The sequence below is a fragment of the Frankia sp. Mgl5 genome (assembly GCF_023242985.1).
GTDB classification, from domain to species: Bacteria; Actinomycetota; Actinomycetes; order Frankiales; family Frankiaceae; genus Parafrankia; species Parafrankia soli.
In genome coordinates this window covers 52,135-71,356 of sequence record NZ_JALKFY010000604.1, presented here as the reverse complement: position 1 = coordinate 71,356, position 19,222 = coordinate 52,135, and the positions used below count along the sequence as shown (strand labels likewise).

At 71.2% G+C, this 19,222-nt stretch carries 15 protein-coding genes and 2 pseudogenes; 10 read left to right on the top strand and 7 right to left on the bottom strand.

From position 1 onward, the window contains the following. Positions 1-34: 34 nt before the first annotated feature. The 3 genes from MXD62_RS11160 to MXD62_RS11150 are packed head-to-tail and all read left to right on the top strand — an operon-like array spanning position 35 to position 2,514. Complete coding sequence (locus tag MXD62_RS11160; protein WP_248829221.1) at positions 35-478, top strand: OB-fold domain-containing protein; 444 nt, start codon at positions 35-37, stop codon at positions 476-478. Further along, positions 475-1,665 carry a thiolase family protein gene (locus MXD62_RS11155; RefSeq protein WP_071059555.1) on the top strand — a complete coding sequence of 397 codons (1,191 nt, stop codon included), beginning with the start codon at positions 475-477 and terminating at the stop codon, positions 1,663-1,665. The genes MXD62_RS11160 and MXD62_RS11155 overlap by 4 nt, the downstream gene beginning before the upstream one ends. Positions 1,666-1,680: 15 nt before the next feature. Further along, complete coding sequence (locus MXD62_RS11150; protein WP_248829220.1) at positions 1,681-2,514, top strand: SDR family oxidoreductase; 834 nt, start codon at positions 1,681-1,683, stop codon at positions 2,512-2,514. Between the two features lie 37 nt (positions 2,515-2,551). Here MXD62_RS11150 and MXD62_RS11145 read toward each other — a convergent pair whose 3' ends face one another. After that, entirely contained in the window at positions 2,552-3,757 is a 1,206-nt protein-coding gene (locus MXD62_RS11145; protein WP_368862392.1) for an RNA-guided endonuclease InsQ/TnpB family protein, read from the bottom strand. 70 nt (positions 3,758-3,827) lie between these two features. On the opposite strand from MXD62_RS11145, the pseudogene tnpA reads away from it, so the two are divergent. Beyond that, positions 3,828-4,195, top strand: a pseudogene (tnpA, locus tag MXD62_RS11140) (IS200/IS605 family transposase). A 180-nt stretch (positions 4,196-4,375) separates the two neighbouring features. Here tnpA and MXD62_RS11135 read toward each other — a convergent pair. Next, complete coding sequence (locus MXD62_RS11135; protein ID WP_248829218.1) at positions 4,376-5,041, bottom strand: cutinase family protein; 666 nt, start codon at positions 5,039-5,041, stop codon at positions 4,376-4,378. Positions 5,042-5,284: 243 nt separating this feature from the next. Between MXD62_RS11135 and MXD62_RS11130 the strand changes: the two genes are divergently transcribed. Both MXD62_RS11130 and MXD62_RS11125 read left to right on the top strand, forming a co-directional pair. Beyond that, entirely contained in the window at positions 5,285-5,887 is a 603-nt protein-coding gene (locus tag MXD62_RS11130; RefSeq protein ID WP_308301236.1) for a SigE family RNA polymerase sigma factor, read from the top strand. Beyond that, positions 5,884-7,020 (top strand): hypothetical protein, encoded by a 1,137-nt coding sequence (locus MXD62_RS11125; RefSeq protein ID WP_248829217.1) that lies wholly within the window; start codon positions 5,884-5,886, stop codon positions 7,018-7,020. Before MXD62_RS11130 ends, MXD62_RS11125 begins: the two co-directional genes overlap by 4 nt. A gap of 26 nt (positions 7,021-7,046) precedes the next feature. Here MXD62_RS11125 and MXD62_RS11120 read toward each other — a convergent pair whose 3' ends face one another. After that, the gene (locus MXD62_RS11120; RefSeq protein ID WP_248829216.1) at positions 7,047-8,099 is read right to left on the bottom strand and encodes a MaoC family dehydratase; all 1,053 of its coding nucleotides are present in this window, start codon (positions 8,097-8,099) and stop codon (positions 7,047-7,049) included. Then, on the bottom strand, positions 8,096-9,403 hold the full coding sequence (locus MXD62_RS11115) for a CoA transferase (protein ID WP_248829215.1): 1,308 nt from the start codon (positions 9,401-9,403) through the stop codon (positions 8,096-8,098). Before MXD62_RS11115 ends, MXD62_RS11120 begins: the two co-directional genes overlap by 4 nt. 600 nt (positions 9,404-10,003) lie before the next feature. Here MXD62_RS11115 and MXD62_RS11110 point away from each other — a divergent pair. Then, a complete protein-coding gene (locus tag MXD62_RS11110; RefSeq protein ID WP_248829214.1) occupies positions 10,004-11,551 on the top strand; it encodes an LCP family protein in 1,548 nt (515 codons plus the stop codon). Here MXD62_RS11110 and MXD62_RS11105 read toward each other — a convergent pair. Then, a complete protein-coding gene (locus MXD62_RS11105) occupies positions 11,514-13,142 on the bottom strand; it encodes an MFS transporter (protein ID WP_248829213.1) in 1,629 nt (542 codons plus the stop codon). The genes MXD62_RS11110 and MXD62_RS11105 overlap by 38 nt on opposite strands. 281 nt (positions 13,143-13,423) lie before the next feature. Here MXD62_RS11105 and MXD62_RS11100 point away from each other — a divergent pair, with 281 nt between their 5' ends. The 3 genes and pseudogenes from MXD62_RS11100 to MXD62_RS11090 all read left to right on the top strand — a co-directional run. After that, a complete protein-coding gene (locus MXD62_RS11100) occupies positions 13,424-14,842 on the top strand; it encodes a carboxylesterase/lipase family protein (RefSeq protein ID WP_248829212.1) in 1,419 nt (472 codons plus the stop codon). A gap of 424 nt (positions 14,843-15,266) precedes the next feature. Further along, positions 15,267-16,472, top strand: a complete 1,206-nt coding sequence (locus tag MXD62_RS11095; protein WP_248829211.1) for an ABC transporter substrate-binding protein — start codon at positions 15,267-15,269, stop codon at positions 16,470-16,472. 176 nt (positions 16,473-16,648) lie between these two features. Further along, positions 16,649-17,893: pseudogene (locus tag MXD62_RS11090) on the top strand (DHA2 family efflux MFS transporter permease subunit); the annotation flags it as partial. Positions 17,894-18,079: 186 nt separating this feature from the next. Here MXD62_RS11090 and MXD62_RS11085 read toward each other — a convergent pair. Both MXD62_RS11085 and MXD62_RS11080 read right to left on the bottom strand, forming a co-directional pair. After that, positions 18,080-18,334: a CocE/NonD family hydrolase C-terminal non-catalytic domain-containing protein gene (locus tag MXD62_RS11085; RefSeq protein WP_248829245.1), complete on the bottom strand. Its 255-nt coding sequence runs from the start codon at positions 18,332-18,334 to the stop codon at positions 18,080-18,082. Between the two features lie 286 nt (positions 18,335-18,620). Continuing rightward, positions 18,621-19,181 (bottom strand): TetR/AcrR family transcriptional regulator, encoded by a 561-nt coding sequence (locus MXD62_RS11080; RefSeq protein WP_248829210.1) that lies wholly within the window; start codon positions 19,179-19,181, stop codon positions 18,621-18,623. Positions 19,182-19,222: the final 41 nt, after the last annotated feature.

The following is a 19,222-nucleotide window of genomic DNA, read 5'->3' as shown; positions in this document are numbered from 1 at the left end:
AGGGAAGCCGAGCAGGGAAGCAAGGGGGAGAGGCTTGACCGCGATCGTGGGTATACCCCCGGCCGTGACCGAGGAGACCGAGCCGTTCTGGACGGCGGCTCGTGAAGGCCGGTTGCTCGTCGAGCACTGCCCGGCCTGCGGGTCCGACTCCTTCCCGCCGTACGGGGCCTGCCGGGTGTGCCGGAGCCGTCCGGTCGAGTTCGTGGAGATCACCGAGCGCGGCCGGGTGTACAGCTTCACGGTCAACCACCAGCGCTGGATGCCCGGTCTCGAGGTGCCCTACGCGATCGTCCTCGTCGAGTTCCCGGGCCATCCGGGCGTGCGGGTGGCCGGCCGGCTGCGCGGCTGCCCCCCGGAGGCCGTGGAGATCGGGATGGCGGTCGAGGTCGGCTTCGAGCCGGGGCCCGGCGACTTCGCCGTCCCGAGCTTCGTCGCCGTCGACCGCGCCTCCGGGAGCGGCGCCGGGGCGACCGCGTGACGGGCACCGAGCACTTCGAGAAACGGGTCGTGCTCTCCGGCGTCGGCCAGTCGGCCGTCGGGCGGCGCATCGACCGCTCCGGGTTCCAGCTGACCCTCGACGCCGTTCACGCCGCGATCGAGGACGCCGGCCTGCAGGTCGACGACATCGACGGCCTGGCCATGTTCCCCGGCGGCGGCAAGGCCAACCTGCCCGGCTACGCCAACGGCAACCTGTACGAGATCCAGGACGCCCTGCGCCTCACCACCACCTGGCGGCAGGGCCAGGTCGAGGGCATGAGCCTGCCCTTCTACGGCCCGGCGCAGGCGATCGCGACCGGCCAGGCCCGCCACGTCGTCATCTGGCGGACGGTGAAGGAGGGCAGCGCCGCGCGCAACGCCGGCGGCCGCCCCGCCTACGGGTCGATCCACCCGGCGGCCGAGGGGCCGCTGGCCTGGCTGCTGCCGATCGGCGCGCTCTCCCCGGTGTGCCAGGTGGCCCCCTACGCCACCCGGTACATGCACGAGTACGGCGTCACCCGCGAGCAGCTCGCCTGGATCCCGGTGACCCAGCGCGCGCACGCCGCCCTCAACCCGGACGCGGTCTACCGCGACCCGCTGACCGTCGACGACTACCTGGCGTCGCGCATGATCTCCACGCCGATCTGCCTGTACGACTGCGACGTTCCCGTCGACGGGGCCACCGCGATCGTCGTCTCGGCGGCGGAGACGGCCCCCGACCTGCGGGCACCGGTCGCCATCGAGGCGATGGCCGGGGTCGTGGACGGACGTCCCTCGTGGGAGCAGTGGGAGGACATGGGCCGGGTCGGCCACGCCACCGCGGCGGCCCTGTGGAACCGGACCGGTCTGCGGCCCGCCGACGTCGACGTCGCCCAGCTCTACGACGGCTTCACCATCGAGGCCGTCTGGTGGCTGGAGGCGATGGGATTCTGCGGCACCGGCGAGGCGGGCGCCTTCGTCGAGGGCGGCAAGCGGATCGCGCTCGGCGGAGACCTGCCGCTCAACACCTGGGGCGGGCAGCTCTCCGGCGGGCGTCTGCACGCCTCCTTCGGCCACACCGCCGAGGCGATCCGCCAGCTCAGGGGCGAGGCCGGGGCCCGGCAGGTGGTCGGCGCGGAAGTCGCCGCGGTGACCAACGTCGGCGGATACGAGGCGGGCGCGGCCCTTCTGACGCGCTGGCGTGGCTGAGAGAGGAGACGTCGGATGGCACGAAGTTCTGGACGGGTCGAGGGAAAGGTCGCCATCGTCACCGGAGCCGGCTCCACGCCGGGCGACGGGATAGGCACCGGGAAGGCCAGCGCCGTGGTGCTCGCCCGGGAGGGCGCGAGCGTCCTGCTCGTCGACCTGTACCCCGAACGCGCCGAGCTGACCTTAAAGATGATTGAGGAGGAGGGCGGCAAGGCGAAGGTGTTCGCCGCCGACGTCACCCAGGCGGACCAGTGCGAGGCGATGGTCGCGGCGGCCGTCGAGAACTTCGGCACGGTCGACATCCTCGTGAACAACATCGGGCTGGCCTCCCTGGGCACCGTCGTGGACCTCTCGGAGGAGGCCTGGGACCGCGCCCTCAACGTCAACCTGCGCACGGTCTTCCTGGCGTCGAAGTACGCCGTGCCGGTGATGGCCGCGCAGGGCTCCGGCTCGATCGTCAACATCTCGTCGATCTCCGCGCTGCGCGGCGACGGCACGATCGCCTACTCGGCGGCCAAGGGCGCGATGCTCGCCATGACCGTCGACATGGCCTACTCGCACGGCCGGCAGGGCATCCGGGTCAACGCGATCGCCCCCGGGCACATCACCACCCCGATGGTGAACTCGGTCTCCGGGCAGGACCCGCGGGCCGACTTCCGCACGAAGCTGCGCAACGAGGCCGGCCTGCTCGGCACCCCCGGCACCGGCTGGGACGTCGGCTGGGCGGTGGCCTTCCTCGCCTCCGACGAGGCACGCTGGATCACCGGCATCACCATGCCGGTGGACTCCGGAGTCCTCAGCATCACACCGCTGTCGATGGCGCAGTACCTGCGCGCCATCCCGGATTGACATCCTCTCCGCCCTGAAGGGCGGCGATTCCCGCCTGCTACGCCGCTGTGGGCGTGAGCTTCGGGTGGGTTCCCGTTTCGCCGCGCGGTGCCGGCAGGGGCGCCGGTCTTACCTGCGCTCCACGGGCTGACACCGCCAGTCCAGCGGCCGCAGCGACGTTGACCGCCGCGTTGATGTCCCGATCCAGGACGGCCCCGCACGCCCGACATGTCCAGACACGGACGTGCAGGGGCTTGGGGCCGTCTTTCACGCCGCACGCCGAGCACACCTGGCTGGTCGGCTCGAACCGGCCGATGCGCACGAAGGTGCGCCCGTACCGTGCGGCCTTGTACTCCAGCATGCTCACGAACGCCGACCATCCGGCGTCGTGCACGGACTTGGCCAGGCGTGTGCGGGCAAGCCCCTTCACCACCAGGTCCTCCACGGCGACCGCTTGGTTCTCGCGGATCAGTTTCGTGGAGAGCTGGTGGTGAAACTCGCGCCGCGCGTCGGCCACCCGCGCATGCACGCGGGCAACCCGAAGCCGGGCCCTGCCACGGTTCTTCGAGCCCTTCTCTTTGCGAGAGAGGGCTCGCTGTGCCTTCTTCAGCCGCTTCTCCGCACGGCGAAGGAACCGAGGAGAGCCGATCTTCGTGCCGTCCGAGAGGACCGCGAAGTGCTTCAACCCGAGGTCGACACCGATTTCGGTGGGCGCATCCGGAAGAGCCTTCTCCGCGCCGGTGTCGACGACGAAGCTCGCGAAGTACCGGCCCGCGCTGTCCTTGACCACTGTCACCGTGGACGGGGTGGAAGGCAGGCGGCGGGACCATCGCACCTCGACGTCGCCGATCTTCGGCAGTCGAAGCTTCCCACCGGGGGTGAGCGCCCAGCTGGCGTTCGCGGTGAACCGCACCGCCTGCCGGCTGTCCCGCTTCGACTTGTACCGGGGCGCGCCCATACGCGGGCGCTTCCCTCTCAGCCCCTCGAAGAAGTTCCGGTAGGCGGCGTCGAGATCCCGCAGGGACTGCTGAAGGACCACGGCGGACACCCCGCCCAGCCATGCCCTCTCCGGCGTCTTCTTCGCCTCGGTGATCAGCAGCCTGGACAGCTCCCCCGCCTTCGGGAACGGCAGCCCCTGCGCACGTGCGGTCTCCCGGGCGTGGAGCGCGTCGTTGTAAACCACCCGCGCGCACCCGAACGCCCGCGCCAACGCGACCCGCTGACCAGCGCCCGGGTACAGACGAAAGCTGTACCGGAGCCGCACGATCACAGCCTAGCATTGGTTTATCGCCGACAATCCGAGCATCCATACAGGTAGATAATGCGTTTTCGCGTTGCACGCTCACTTGGTTTTTGTCACGAAGTACCGGCATCGGCTGTTCGACGACCAGCACCTGACCCGCCTGGAAGAAATCAGGCGGGCGTTGTGCGTCGACGTCGAGACCGACCTCGTCGAGTTCAACGGCGAGCGCGACCACGTCCACCTGCTGGTGAACTTCCCACCGAAGGTCGCCCTGTCGAAGCTGGCCAGCGGCCTCAAGGGGGTGCCGTCCCGGCGGATGCGGCAGGAGTTCCCCGACCTGCCCGGCACTACTGGCGAGCGAACCGGCTGCGGTCGGGCTCCTACCTCGCCGGGTCCGTCGGTGGTGCGCCGCTGACCGTGCTCCGTCAGTACATCGAGCAGCAGACCCGTTCGGTCTAGAGCACGCCCGGGCCTGGCGGCCCTCCCGTGCGGGCCCTCACCCCCGCCCTGAAAACCGGAGCACTGGCCCGCGACTTGGTAGCAGTCGCTTCGCGACGGGGGCTGACCGCCCCCGGTTCGCCCGCCGGGACGGAACGACGCTGTTCCGTCCCGGCGGGCCGGCTTGCGGTTACCGCAGGATCACTTCAGCGCGAGGACCTTCGACGCGGCGAACTTCCCGCCGTCGGCGGCGCTTCCGTCGAACCCGTACATGATGTGCGCGAAGAAGTTGAACCCCGAGGCGCAGACAGGGTCGCCGAGGTTGCAGTACTCCTTGGCCTTCGGGCCGTAGAGCGGACTCGCCGTGGTGATCTTACCGGCGGTCAGTGCCAGCGGGTTGCCGAACACGACCACCGCCGCGACCCGCGGGGCGAGTTCCTTCGGAATGGTCTCGCCCACGCCGAGGAACGTCGGAATCCCGATCGAGATGTCCGTGACGCTGGCGCCCTGCGAGTACCCGCCCAGCACGAACTTCGTGTTCGGGCAGGCGGCCGCGGTCGCCTTCACGTGCCGGGTCATGTCGGTGGCCCCAGGGCCGGCCGACGTCTGCGCGTAGTCCGCGGCGTAGTTCACGGCGTACGAGGCGACCGTCTTGCCGGGCAGGTTCTGTTTCACGGCGTTGACGAACGGGCCGCCGGTGATGCCCAGGCCGGGCAGCTCACCGCTGCCCCGGGCGAACACGACCTCAACGTCGGAACAGGTGGCCGCCTGCGCGGGCCCGGCAACGATGCCACCGCCGAGGGTGCAGGCTGTCGCGGCGACGGCGAGCGCCAAAGCGCGGCGTTTCCAGGAGCCGACAAATCTCATGCGCGAATCTCCTCGCGTAATCGACCAGCGCAGTGCGGCTGGTCTGTTGTCCCACCCCCTCCCCTTGTCAAGCTTTGGTGCGTTTTGGACGCTATCGTCCGGTCTGCCCGTGGGCAACGAGTACCTGATCGGGTTCACCCGAAAGTGCCACCGGAGCGCCACGCAGGGACACCGTCGTCGCCCGTGGGGCCGGCGCTCGGTGTCCCGTGTCCGTGCCGCGTTCCCTGTCCCGCAGGCCTTTTCGTGGCCGCACTCAACCTGGCGGCGGGCGGCGGCGTTCAGGAGGGCAGGAGCACGGAAGGGACGTATCGGGTGCTGGAACGCGAGGAGCGGGCGTTCGAGGAGTTCGTCGCACGCACGGGTGATCGACTGGTGCGCTGCGCCGTGCTGCTGGTCGGCGACCGGGGGGCGGCCGAGGACCTGGTCCAGGGAGCGTTGGAGCGCACCTACCGGCACTGGGCGCGGGTGTCCGCCGGGCACCCGGAGGCGTACGTGCGCCGGGCGCTGGTCAACGCGGCGGCCAGCCGGTGGCGCCGGTTCCGGATCCGCGAGGTGCCGTGGGGCCCGGACATCGAGATCGGCCTGCCGGACCAGGTCAACCTGCCGGACCACGCCGACCGGCTGTCGGTGCGCGACGAGCTCGTCCGTGCCCTGATGACCTTGCCCGTGCGACAACGCGCGGTGCTGGTCCTGCGCTACCTCGACGACCTGCCCGAGGCGGAGGTCGCGGCCGTGCTCGGCTGCAGCGTCGGCTCGGTCAAGAGCCAGGCCTCGCGCGGCCTCGCCCGGCTGCGGGCCAGCGCGCACCTCGACGACGTCCTGCCGGCGGAAAGGAGGACTCCGTGACCATCGACGTCGAACGGGATCTACGGGCTGCCCTGCGGGCCGTGACGGCCGAGGTCACGGCCCGCCCGGACACCGTCCGCCTGGTGCGCGAGCGGTTCCGCCTGCGTCGGCGCAGGCGGCGGGCCGCGCTCGCCGCGGCGGTGGCGGTGCTCGTGGTCGCCATCCCCACGGGTCTGGGCCTGGCCCGGTCGGACTCCGACACCGTCGAGGTCAGGCCGGCCCGCCCGTCACCGACCGCCAGTCCGGCCGCCGGGCCGACGTCCGCCCCGACCGCCGGTCCGGGTTCCGGGCTGGGGCCTGGTCGGGACGTGGGGGGCGTCGGCATCACCTGGATACCCGCCGGGATGACTTTCGAGGAGGACGCGAGCGGTGCTGGCACCGGCGAGCCCACCCCGGACACCACCGCCTACAGCTCGTCCTTCAACGCGATGATGGGTGAGCAGATGGCGTTCGTCATGGTCACGGTCAGCTGGGGGCCGGTACCGACCCTCGACGCCGTCGAGTCGAGCATGCGCGGCGTGCAGCCGGCGCGGACCTTCGCCCGCACGACGGTCCGGGGCCGGCCGGCCGTGTTCACCCGCATGGACCCCAAAGGGGAGTTCGCCCTCGTCTGGGCCGAGCAGGACGGGCTGCTCATCGAGGTGGCCGCCGGCACTCCTCTCACCGAGGACGAACTGCGCCGGGTCGCTGACGGGCTGGTGGTCGGAGCCCGGCCGACGCTCGACCCGAGGACCGAGCAGGCCGTCCGCGAGGCCGTCACACGGGCGTACACCATGGACGGGCCTGCGGACCGGGCGCTCGCGGCGGTCGAGAACGGGCCGGGCCTCGCCGAGACCAGGAGTCGCTTCCTCGCAAACCATCCTGGGTTCGCACACACCCTGCGGGTGACCGTGCAGGACGTGGTGCTGCGGGACCCGGAGCACGCCGTGGCCTCGTTCACGCTGAACTTCACCGACCCGACCATTCTGAGGCCGTTCACCGGGCAGTGGGACGAGCCCCGCTCGTACTCCACGAGCGGCAAGGTCATCCACACGGCGGGCGGCTGGAAGGTCAGCCGCGCCAGCTACTGCATGACCATCCTTGACGACTGCCCGATCGAGACACCTGCCACCCCGGCGGGCGGGCCCTCATGACCGCGCCGGAGCGGCCGGCGCGTCGATCAGGGCAGGACCGCGACGAAGCGCCAGTCGAGGACGTCCCGGTCGGGTTCCTGGCCGGGTCCACCGTCGCCGGGCTCGCCGTCGGCGCGGACCCGCGAGCGCAGGCTGACCAGGCCGCCACCCGCGGCGAGCGGGGTGAGGTCCTCCACCGTGACGTCGCTGCGCAGGGTGTCGCCCTCGTACACCGGGCCGACATGGTCGCACCCGTGCCAGCCCGCGACGGTGACCAGCCGCGGCAGCGCCCGCGTGACCTGGGCGAACGCGAGGCCGATGGTGTGGCCGCCGTAGACCAGCCGGCGCCCGCCGCCGGCCCGGGTGTCGTGGTGCACCTGGGCGATGTTCAGGGTGAGCCGGGCCAGCTCGGGGGCGCCGGACACGACGTCGCCGCCGCCGACCCGCCAGCTCTGCCCGACCTTGAGATCGGCGAAGCCCGCCCCCTCGGTCGCGGCCGCGAAGCGCCCGAGGTCCCAGCCCTCGACGACGGCCCCGAGCGCCGCCGGGCCGGGCCCGGTCCCGGTCGTCCCGGCGGCGCCGGTCGTCCCGATGGCGTCGATGTCGTCGTGGTGACCGGTGGTCCGCTCGGGGTCGCGCAGCGGGAGCATCGCGCACCGCCAGAAGTCCAGGACGGGCCGGTCGAGCTGGTCGACGGTGGTGATGCGCAGCACCGCCAGCCCGGTCGGCCGGCGCCCGGGCCGGACGCTGTTCTGCCGCAGTGCGACGACCTCGGTGGACGTCCGCAGCGTGTCGCCGATCTCGGGGGCGCGGCGGAAGACCAGCCCGCGGTAGAACAGGTTGGCCTTCACGTGATGGGTGACCACCGTGGACTGCCCGATGGCGACGTCCCAGACGACGTTCGGCGGGGCGAGCGCCGCGGCGCCGGTCACCTCGGCGCACAGCGCGGTGTCGAGGGCCAGGGCGAGCCGGCCGCCGACGATCGAGCGGTGGACGTCCGCGAGGCCGGTGGTCAGCGTGACCCCCGGCGCGGAGCGGAACCGCTGCCCGACGGCCAGCTCGTCGAAGTACGGCCCCTCGGCGACCGATCCGATCGTCATCCCGCCCGTCCCGTCGTCTCACTCGCCCCGCCGGCCCCGGCTGATCCGGACGCCGGACCTGCCGCGCCGGTGCCGGTGGGCGGAGGCGCGATCACGCCGGTGTCGATCAGCCGGCCGATCTCGGCATCCGTCAGGCCGAGTATCTCGCCCAGGACGGGCGCGGTGTCCTGGCCGAGGCGCGGTGCCTCACCGGGCGCGCCGTACTCGCCGTCCCAGCGCATCGGCGAGCGCGCCGTGATCGCCGTGACGGTTCCCGAGGACGGCTCGTGAGCCGGCAACCGGACCTCCGCGAGCAGCGGGATCGGGTCCGCGGCGTGCGCGGCGACGACGTCGGACATGCCCCGGTACCGGCCCCACAGCACGCGGGCGGCGTCGAGCTCGTTGCTGACCTGCTGGTAGTCACGGGCCGCGAACCAGGGACGCAGCACCGCGGCGATGGTCTCGCGCAGCCGGTACCGGTCGGCCTCGTGGGCCAGGTCGGCGTCCAGCGCCGTTTCGAGCGCGGCGAACACCTCGCCGGTCTTGGTCACCGAGCACAGCGCCGCCCACTGGCCCTCGGTGAGTGCCACCACCATCACCCGGTTGCCGTCGCTGCAGGTGAAATCGACGCCGAAACTGCCGTAGACGTGGTTGCCGTGCCTGGGCCGCTCGGTCCCGCGGGCCGCGGCCTCCGACAGCCAGCCGAGATTCGCCACACCGCTGAGCGCGACGTCGGACAGCGCCAGCTCGACGAACGCCCCGGCCCCGGTGCGGTCGCGGTCGCGCAACGCGGCGAGAACCGCCGTCGACACGGTCAGCCCGGTGATGAAATCCCAGGCCGGAAGCACATGGTTGACCGGGGCGCCGCCCTCCTCCCGACCGGTGATTCCCGGCAGGCCGACCTCGGCGTTGACCGTGTAGTCGACGGCGGGCCGCCCGTCCGGATAGCCCTGGACGCGCATGTGGATGAGGTCGGGCCGGCGGGCGGCCAGGGTGTCGTAGGACATCCAGCGCCGCCCGACGACGTTGTCGACGAGGACACCGCGATCCGGCCCCGGCGCGGTGATCAAAGCTGTGACCAGCTCCTTGCCCGCGCCGGAACGCAGGTCGACCGCGACGGACCGCTTCCCCTTGTTGAGGGACGTCCAGTAGTAGCTCTCGCCGGTGGGTGCCACCGGCCAGCGCTGGTAGTCGCTGCCGCCGCCGATCGGGTCGACCCGGATCACGTCGGCCCCGAGCTGCGCGAGCGTCATCCCGCCGGTGGGCCCGGCGACGAAGCTCGCACACTCCACGACCTGCAGTCCCGCAAGCGGCCGCCGAGTCATGACGCCGCCCGCCCGAACTCCGGGGCGAGCTGCCCAAGCCCCGGGGCGGGACAGCGCCCGCAGCCGAAGCGCTCCCATGCCCTGCCCTGGCCGGACTCCGCGTACATGCAGCCACCGCCATACCTAGCCGTTAATCAATATTCAGCTCAGAGCATAAGCACGCCTGGATGTCCTGGTCGACGGAACGCGGCCCATCACTCACCCGGAGACTTTGTGCGCGCGAGTGTGCACGGAGAGATACTTCTGGGTGTCGCGGGTCGTCTGATGTGCCCGTAGACCGTGCTGGGGAGCGTGGTCTCCATGACCAGTGGATACCCGCGCGGGTCAGATGGTGGGGGCAGGTGCTTTCTGTTTCTGTTTTCGCAGGTCAAACACCTGGCACGGTCATTGCTTCGGCCGAGGGCTGGGGCAGTGGAAATTCCCGGCCCCGGGAAGAGGGTGAATCCGACATGGGCTACGATATCGATCGTTACCTTTCGTCGGTGCTCGGCCTGTGGTGCCGCTCGAGACCGATACCGACGCGTTCTCGTTCTCGTTCTCGTTCTCGTTCTCGTCGCGTGGCTTGCTTCTGCATTTTTCGGCCAGGGAGGTTGAGTGCGGGTGGGAGTAGGTGCGTCGGCGCGGGAGAAAACGCCGGCTGAGCGGGATGGTCTGCCCTTCGACCTCCGTGGCGGTCCACCACGACGGACCCCGTCCGACCGCCTGTTCCGTGTACTCGGCGCGCTGGTCTCCGTCGTGGTCTTCGTTGGCGCGACGGGCGGCTGGGCGGCGTACACCTACTTTGACAACAAAATCAACAAGGTGTCGATCGGAGGTCTGGGCGGCGACCGCTCGCCGTCCGGCGGAGAAGCCACGAATTTTCTCCTGGTGGGGACCGACAGCCGCGCGGGCACCGGCGGCGCCTACGGGGACGCTCCCGGCCAGCGGTCGGACACGACGATTCTCGCGCACGTCGGCGAGGACAACAAGGTAACCATGGTCTCCTTCCCCCGTGACACCTACGTTCTCATCCCGGAATACACCGACGCCGACGGCGTCGCCCGCCGCGCCCGCAAGGACAAGTTCAACTCCGCGCTCTCGAAGGGCGGGCCGTCCCTTCTGGTACGGCTCGTAAAGTCGCTGACCCACGTGCCCATCGACCACTACATCTCGATAGACCTCGAGGGATTCAAGGAAATCACCGACGCGATCGGCGGTGTGGACGTCTGCATTCTCCGGTCCGATGTTCGCGAGAAAATAGACGGCCGTTGGAGTACCAACACGAACGACCCGATGAGCGGGTTCGTCGGTGGCCCCGGAACCGTCACACTCGACGGCCGGAACGCGCTGGCATTCGTCCGCCAGCGCTACGCGCTACCGGGCTGGGACAGCGGCCGCATCCAGCGTCAGCAGCATTTCATGGGAGCCGTTGTCACCAAAATAACGCGGGGCGGTGTGCTGGCCAACCCGGTCAGGCTCGAAGGCCTGCTCTCGAGCGTGACCTCGGCACTCACCTTCGACAAGGGCACGGACATGCTCGACCTGCGCAAACTCGCCTCCCGGCTGCAGGGGATCTCCAGCGGATCTCTCGCAATGCAGACCCTGCCCATCCACACCCTCACCCGCGCCGAGGGCGCAGACAACGACAAAGGCCTCGTTCCCGGCGTGGGAGAGGTGCAGGGCTACAACCCGGCTGATCTCAAGGCCCTCTTCGCGCCGCTCGGCGGCGATTTCGACGAGGATTCCGCGGATGTCGGAGGCGACGCCGCCGATCCCGTCAAGATCTCGGTCCTCAACGGGAGCGGGATCGCCGGGATGGCGGCGCGTACCGTAAAGCAGCTGACCGCGAAGGGAATTCCTGCCGTGGTCGCGGGCGATGCCGCCGGCAGCCACGCGACGTCCCGCATCCTGTACGGCTCCGGCGGAGAAACAGCCGCGAAGCGGCTGGGGGCGTACATCCCGGATGCGGAACTGCTCCCCGACACCTCCATCGACGGCGTCCACCTGATCGTCGGCTCGTCCTTCGGCGGCCTGACCGACGCCCCATCCCAGGCCGCGACGCCGCCGACGGGTACGACAACAGCGGCACCGGCGGCCACCGGGACGAATCCGCCACCTGTTCCCGCGCCGCCTACCGTGGCCCCGTCTGCTCCGAACTGTGTGTACTGAGCCCGGAGCCGAGAGACGCGCCCTGACCTGCATAAGTCTCGTCCCCGGGCTCGCCCCCGCGGGCCCCCACGGCCTCGGCGGCCTCAACAGCTTCGGTCGGCCGGTCGTGCGGGCTGCGCTGGTCGGGAACGACGGAGGTGGGTGCGGCCGACTTGCGGGCCGGGATGGCGAGGGCTACCAGGAAGGCCACCAGTGCGGCGCCGGCGCCGATCAGGAAGCCGACGCGCAGGCCGGTCAGCGACGGGACCTGCGCCGTCCCGAAGGAGATGGTCATGTTCGCCAGCACGACGCCGATCACGGCGCTGGACGTCGACGTCCCGATGGAGCGCATCAGTGTGTTCAGACCGTTGGCGGCGGCGCCCTCGGAGGCGGGCACCGAGGCCATGATCAGGGTCGGCATCGCCGCGTAGGCGAGGCCCACGCCGGCGCTGATCGAACAGGCGATGACCATGACGCCCGCGGGGCTGCCCATCAGCCCGAGCGCGGCGACGTAGCCGACGGTCATCACGGCCGTGCCGGAGAGCAGGGCGGTCTTCGGCCCGCGGGCCGTGATCAGGCGCCCGGCGAAGGGCGAGACGACCATCATCATCAGCCCGGCCGGCGCCATCCACAGGCCGGTGGCGAGCAGTGACTGACCGAGGCCGTGTCCGGTGGCCTTCGGCAGCTGCATGATCTGCGGGCAGATCAGCGACATCGCGTACATCGCGAAGCCCAGCACGGTGGAGGACAGGTTCGTCAGGAGCACCGGGCGCCGGGTCGAGGTGCGCAGGTCGACCAGCGGGGCCTTCGTGCGGGTCTCCCACCGGCCCCAGGCCAGCAGGACGGCGACCGCGCCCCCGAACAGCCCCAGGGTGGTGCCGCTGCTCCAGCCCCAGGTGCTCCCCTTGGACACGGCGAGCAGCAGCGCGACGAGGCCCGCGGAGAGGGCCACCGCGCCGGGCAGGTCGAAGCTGCCGGAGCCCCGGACGGGGGACTCGGGAACCACGATCGTCACCAGCCCCACGAGGACCAGGGTGGCGATGGCCGAGCCCCAGAAGAGCACGTGCCAGTCGAAGTTCTGCGCGACGATCGCCGCGATCGGCAGGCCCAGCGCGCCGCCGATGCCGAGCGACGAGCTCATCAGGGCCATGGCCGGGATCAGCCGCTTCGACGGGAGGAGGTCACGCATGATGCTGATGCCCAGCGGGATGATCGCCAGCCCGAGGCCCTGCAGGGCCCGGCCGGCCACGATCGGCACCAGGGAGTCGCTCAGGGCACAGACGAGGCAGCCGGCCACGAGGATGTAGCCGGAGAGCAGCAGCATGCGCCGCTTGCCGAAGAGGTCGCCGAGCCGGCCGAAGACCGGGTTCGCGACGGCCCCGGTGAGCAGGGTCGCCGTGATGGCCCAGGAGGCGTCGCCCGCGTTGGTGTGCAGGAGCTTCGGCAGCACCGGGATCAGCGGCACCATCAGCGTCTGCATGAGCGAGACCACGACGCCGACCGCGGCCAGGACGGCGACGACGGCGCTGGCTCGTGACGGAGCGTCCGTCCCGGCTCCGGAGTCCGGGCCGGGGCCCGGGCTCGCTCCGTTCGAGACTTCGCTGGCGTCCATGTGCACCCCAAGATTAGCTGTACAGTACAACTATATGTATCACGCACATCGACGTGATGTCCGTGTACGACCGGTGGGTTCTTGGTCACACCTCGCGCGGAGAGGTTGTCATCTCCGCCGTCGGCTGAACTTTTCGTGCTGTTTGCCCATATTTGGTGCTGGTCGATTGCGCCGACACCAGGGCAATGGGCGCAAAGGTGCAGGTCACGCGCGAGACTTCCGATGTCCCGGGTGGAACAGCCGTCTCCCGGGCGCACCTGCAACGTCCTGGGGGGCTTCACATGAACCTTGTAAGGCGCCTGGCGGCCGGTCACGTCCGGGGCGACTATCTCGATGGCATCGCGGTATTCAGCGGGATCCCCTACGCCGCCCCGCTGGACGGCCCCGCCCGCTTCGCCGCCCCCCGCTTACCCGAGCGGTGGACGGGCACCCTGGACGCCACCAGGTTCAGCCCCAGCCCGCCGCAGACCTCGTGGATGGGAGGGTCGGAGTCGCTGTGGCATCCCGGCGACGGCACCGACTGCCTGAGCGTGAACGTGTGGACGCCCGATCCCACCGGCGGTGGTCTTCCGGTGCTGGTGTGGTTCTACGGCGGCGCGTTCCTGATCGGCTCCGCCAGCCAGCCCGAGTACGACGGCGCGACGCTCGCCCGCGGGGGAGCGGTCGTGGTGACCGTGAACTACCGGGTCGGCTTCGAGGGCTTTGGCTGGCTGCCCGACGCGCCGCTCAACCGCGGCCTGCTCGACCAGCTGGCCGCGCTGCACTGGGTGCGGGACAACATCGCGCAGTTCGGCGGCGACCCTGGCAATGTGACGATCATGGGCCAGTCCGCGGGCGGTACCTCGGTGGCCGTGCTGGTGGCGGCGGACGAGGGGCGGGGGCTGTTCAACCGCGCGATCGCCCAGAGCGTCGCCGGTGGCTTCCTCACCCCGGAGCGCGCCCGGGCGACCTCCGAGCGCATCGCCGCGGCCCTCGGGGTGCGCGCCACCGCCAGCGACCTGGCAGCCGTGCGCCCCGAGGCCATCCACGCGGTTCAGCGTGAGGAAGGCCAGATCACGCCGTACGGGCCGGTCCTGGGTGGGGAGCTCGTCCCCGGTCTGCCGTGGCGGCGGCTGCGCGGCGAGGTCGATCTCGTGGCCGGCTCCACCCGTGACGAGTACCGGCTGTTCGCCGTCACGGCCGGCATGGCGGACGCCGATCCGGCGGCGACCGCGGTGACGGTCGGCCTGCCGCCCTCGGCGGCCGGTGCCTACCGGGCGGCCCACCCGGATCTGTCCGATGCCGACCTGAACGCGATGATCCTCTCCGACGGCGCCTTCCGGATGCCCTCGCTGTGGTGCGTCGGCAACCATCCCGGCCGCGCCTACTGCTACGAGTTCGCCTGGCAGAGTCCCGCCTTCGCGGGCGCGCTCGGCGCCTGCCACGGCATCGACACTCCACTCACGTTCGGCAACTTCGTCGGGACGATGTCGTCGATGCTGCTGGGCAATCCCGTTCCGGCCGGGGTTGTCGACCTGTCGGAGCAGATGCGCTCGGCCTGGATCTCGTTCGCCGCGACCGGCGACCCCGGATGGCCGGCCTACCGGGCGGGCAAGGCGATCACCCGCATCTGGGACGTGCCGTCCCGCCTCGCGGCCGATCCGCAGGCGGTGTCCCGCCAGATCTGGGAGCAGGCCGCGACGGCGGGCTCCGGCCGCTGACAGATCCCCTGAACCGCGGTCGTCGGCCCGAGTCGCGTCACGAGACGCGAGGCAGGCCAGACGGGCCGCGGTGTCAGGTGGCCGGTAGTCGTCCCGTGACCAGGCGCGAGATCGACGCCTTGTGATCGTGATTGTTTCCGACCGTTTCGGACGGATTGGGGATGGTTCGACACGGCCGGAAGCGCCTTGTGTGCACATCGCGCCGACGCCGGCCCAGGGCTGCGAATTGTGCTTTGCGTGACGAGGTCTGTGCAGGTCAGGGCCCATATTTGGCGTCCTGGGGGTAGCGGCTACGATCCTCAAACTTCGCTAATGAAATGCTTATGCACGAGGGTTGGGTGCCGTGGGCGGCCCAGTGAGGAAGGCCTCCACGGCGCACGACATCGCCGCGTGCGTTCGTCCACGCGCTCATAGGGGGACCTGTATGCGTAAGGCTGGAGTGGTCGGACCGTTATCCCTGGTAGCCGCGATCGTCGTGGGTGCCCTGACAGGGTGCTCGGCATCGGGAGCAGGAGCCGGGGCAAACGGTCCCTGCGACAGCCCCGGAGTCACGGCCGACCAGGTCAAGTTCGGCTTCGTCTTCTCCGACACGGGCACGGGCAGCGAGGCGCTCTCGTCGGCCCGCCTGGGGGTTGACGCCAGGATCGGGCTGGCCAACGAGGAGGGCGGGGTCAACGGCCGCCGCGTCATCTACGACTGGCGGGACGACGCGGCCTCCTCGTCCACGAACGTGCGGGTGACCCAGGATCTCAGCAGCTCCACCTTCGGCCTGGTGGGAGTGACCTCCTCGATCGGTGGCTCCCTCGACAATCTCGAAAAAGAGGGAGTTCCGTACGTCGGTCTCACCCAGCCCTCCTACGCCAAGTACCCGAATGTCTTCGCGCACCTGTACGACGCGGCGTCGGAGACGATCGGCCGGTACTTCCAGGCCAACGGCGGAACGAAGGTCGCCATGGTGAGCACCGGGGGGTCGGCGTTCACCGAGGAGGTCGCCGGGCGGTACCGCCGCGCGTTCGAGTCCGTCGGTCTGCAGGTGGCCCCGCTGATTCCCTTCGCGGCCAGCGTCGACAGCCCGGCGCGGGTGGCCCAGCAGATCGCCGGCAGCGGCGCGAACGCGCTCATGGGCTTCACCACCGCGGACGACCTGGCCGCCATCGTGCAGGCCACCCGCCAGGCGAACCTGGCTCTCACTTCGACCGTCTCGACCAGCGGGTACGACCGCGGCGTGCTCGCCTCGATGGGGCCGGCGCTGCGCGGGGTCTCCTTCCCCGTCTATTTCCACCCGTTCGAGGCGGGCGGGCCGGCCATCGACCGCTACCGCGACGCGATGACCCGTTTCGCGCCGCAGGCCGTCCAGCCCGAAGAGAAGTTCGCCATGTACGGATACATCTACGCGGACATGTTCGTGCGCGGCCTTGAGCTGGCCGGCGACTGCCCGACCCGCGCGGGTTTCATCAGCGCGCTGCGCAACGTGACCGACTACGACGCCGGCGGCCTCATCGAGCCGACCAACCTGCGCACCAACCCGACCACCCCGCTCCAGTGCGCCGCGTTCGTCCAGGTCAATCCGGCCGGTGACGCGTTCCAGGTGGTGCGCGAGCGACTCTGCGCCAACGGCCAGGGGAACTGAGCCCCCCCGGGCGGCGGGTGGTGGTGAGCGCCCCCACCCGCCGTCTCGGTTGACGACTCTCCCATCCACCCTCATAGTGAGGTTGCCTCACTATGAGGGCCGGATGATGTCGGCCCGTGACGTCTGACGCCGAAGCCCTGTCCCACCTCGGCCGCGGCGGGACAGAAGGAGTCGGCATGGACGTCCCCCTTGACCGCCGCCCGAGCCAACGCGTCGTCGTCGCCACCCTCTTCGTCGCGACGATGTTCATCACGATCATGGACACCACGATCGTCAACGTGGCGCTCCCCTCCATCGCCACCGACCTGGGCGCGAGCTCCGGGTCGATCGACGAGGTCGTGATCGCCTACCTGGTCAGCCTGGCCGTCTCCATCCCGGCCTCGGGCTGGCTCGCGGACAGGTTCGGCAGCCGGCCGGTGTTCCTCGCCGCGCTGGGCGTGTTCACGGCGGCCTCCGCCCTGTGCGGGCTTGCCGGCAGCCTCACCGAGCTGGTGGTCTTCCGGGTGCTGCAGGGCGTCGGCGGTGGCCTGCTCACCCCGGTGGGCATGGCGATGCTCTACCGGGTCTACCCCCCGGCGGAACGGGCCCGGGCGGCCCGGATTCTCATCGTGCCCACCGTCGTCGCGCCGGCCGCCGGCCCGATCCTCGGCGGGGTGCTGACCGACCAGGCGTCCTGGCACTGGGTGTTCCTGGTCAACGTGCCGATCGGGATCGCCGCGTTCGGCTTCGGCCTGGCGTTCCTGGCGGGCTCCCGGGTGCCGGGTACCGGCCGCTTCGACGCGCCGGGCTTCGTGCTCTCGGCGAGTGGCTTCGCCCTCGTCCTCTACGCGCTGTCTGTCGGGCCGGACCACGGCTGGCTGTCGGCCGGGACCCTCACGGCCGCCGGGGTCGGGCTCCTGGCGACCGGGGCCACCATGTGGTGGGAGCTGCGCCGCACCCAGCCGCTGCTGGCCCTGCGGCTACTCGGCAACGACCTGTTCCGCACCGTCAGCCTGACCCTGTCGATCGCGTTCATGGCGTTCATGGGCGTGCTGTTCCTCGTCCCGCAGCTCATGCAGACGGTGCGGGGCGCCAGCGCGACCACCTCCGGGCTGGTCGTCTTCCCCGAGGCCCTGGGTGTGCTGACCGCCACCCAGATCGCCGGGCGCCTCTACCCGAGGGTCGGGCCGCGCCGGCTGATGGCCGGCGGCCTGGTCTTCGCGGCCGCCTCGACGCTCGCCCTCGGCTTTCTCGACTCGGCCGGATCCCTCTGGCCGCTGCGCGCGCTGCTGTTCGGGGTCGGCTTCGGTATCGGCTTCGTGATGATGCCGGCCCAGACCGCGGCCTTCGCCACCATCTCCGCCGCCTCGACGGCCCAGGCCTCCGCGCTGTTCAACGCGCAGCGCCAGCTCGCCTCCGCGATCGGCGTCGCGTTGGTCTCCACCGCGCTCAGCCTGGCCCGACCCGCCGCCACGGGGTCCGGCGGCGGGTCGGGCGTCGGCGACACCGGCTCCTTCAGGTGGGCGTTCGCCGTCGCCGCGGCGCTGGCCGCGCTCGGGCTGCTCGCCGCGCTGCGGGTGCGGGACGCCGACGCAGCCCCGACCATGCGCCCGGCCGCCGGGTCCGCCCTACTCGGGCACAGCCGGGATGATCAGGGTGGAGGTTCCAGGGCCGGTGCTGACGGTCACGTCGACCGGGCTCGCGTCGGGAGTGAGGACGTCGGCGGCGCCGCCGGAGACCCGGACACCGATGCGGTGGCCGGCGGCGAAGCGGTGGTGGACCGGCCGGATGCCGACCTCGAAGGCGGTGGGCTCCCCGGCGGTCACCGGCGTCGGTGACGTGTGCGACTCGCGGTGGCTGGCCCGCAGGAAACCGTCGTTCACCACCGTGGACGCGCCGTCCGGGCTACGCCGAGCAGGCAGTCAGCGCCGCCACCGCGCCCACGGTGACCAGCGCGGTGAACCTGGCGGCCGTCAGCCCGCCCCGGAGGTGCCCCGAGGGGCGCATCCGACCGGATAAAACGCCGGCTAACTGGCCGCCGACGGCGTTCAGCGCGCGTTTCCCGGGATCGCGGCGTCTCGCGCGTCCCGCGCGTCTCCCGAACATCGGCAGTTTCGACTTCCGGGTCCTGGGCCCGTCCTCTCCGGGTGATCATCGACAGCTCGGACGTCACACTCCGGCCAGGTTGTGGAGACCGGCGCGGACGCGATCGAGGGACATCTGGCGGGCCGCGACGAGGTAGTCGACGACGTCGGCACGCAGCGCGGTGAACAGGACGTGCGCCAGATAGTCGGTGTCCTCCCAGGGCCGCACGGCCGCGAGGCGCCGGGCGAGCTCGGCGATCCAGTACCGGCTGGACGGGTTCGAGTAGTAGGCGTTCGGCCCGCGGTGCTCGAGTGCCCGGATGAGGGTCCGGTTGGCCACCACGAAGTCGAGCAGGGCGTCGAGGTAGGCGCTCAGCGCCTCGGCCGGGCTGCCACCGGGGCCGAGCGGCGCCGGCCCGTGCTCGACGCGCTGGCCCAGCGCGTTCGCCCGGGGCTGCAGGACGGCCTCGACCAGGGTGGTGCGGTCGCCGAACCTTCGGAAGACGGTGCCCTTGCCGACCCCGGCGGCCTCGGCGATGTCGTTCATCGACACCTCCTCGGCCCCCTCGCGGTCGAACAGGTCCGCCGCCGCGGCCAGGATCGCCGCGCGATTACGGGCGGCGTCGGCCCGCTCGGCCCCGGTCACCGCCCACCTCCTCCCGCCGCGCGGACCGGCGGTTCGCCGGC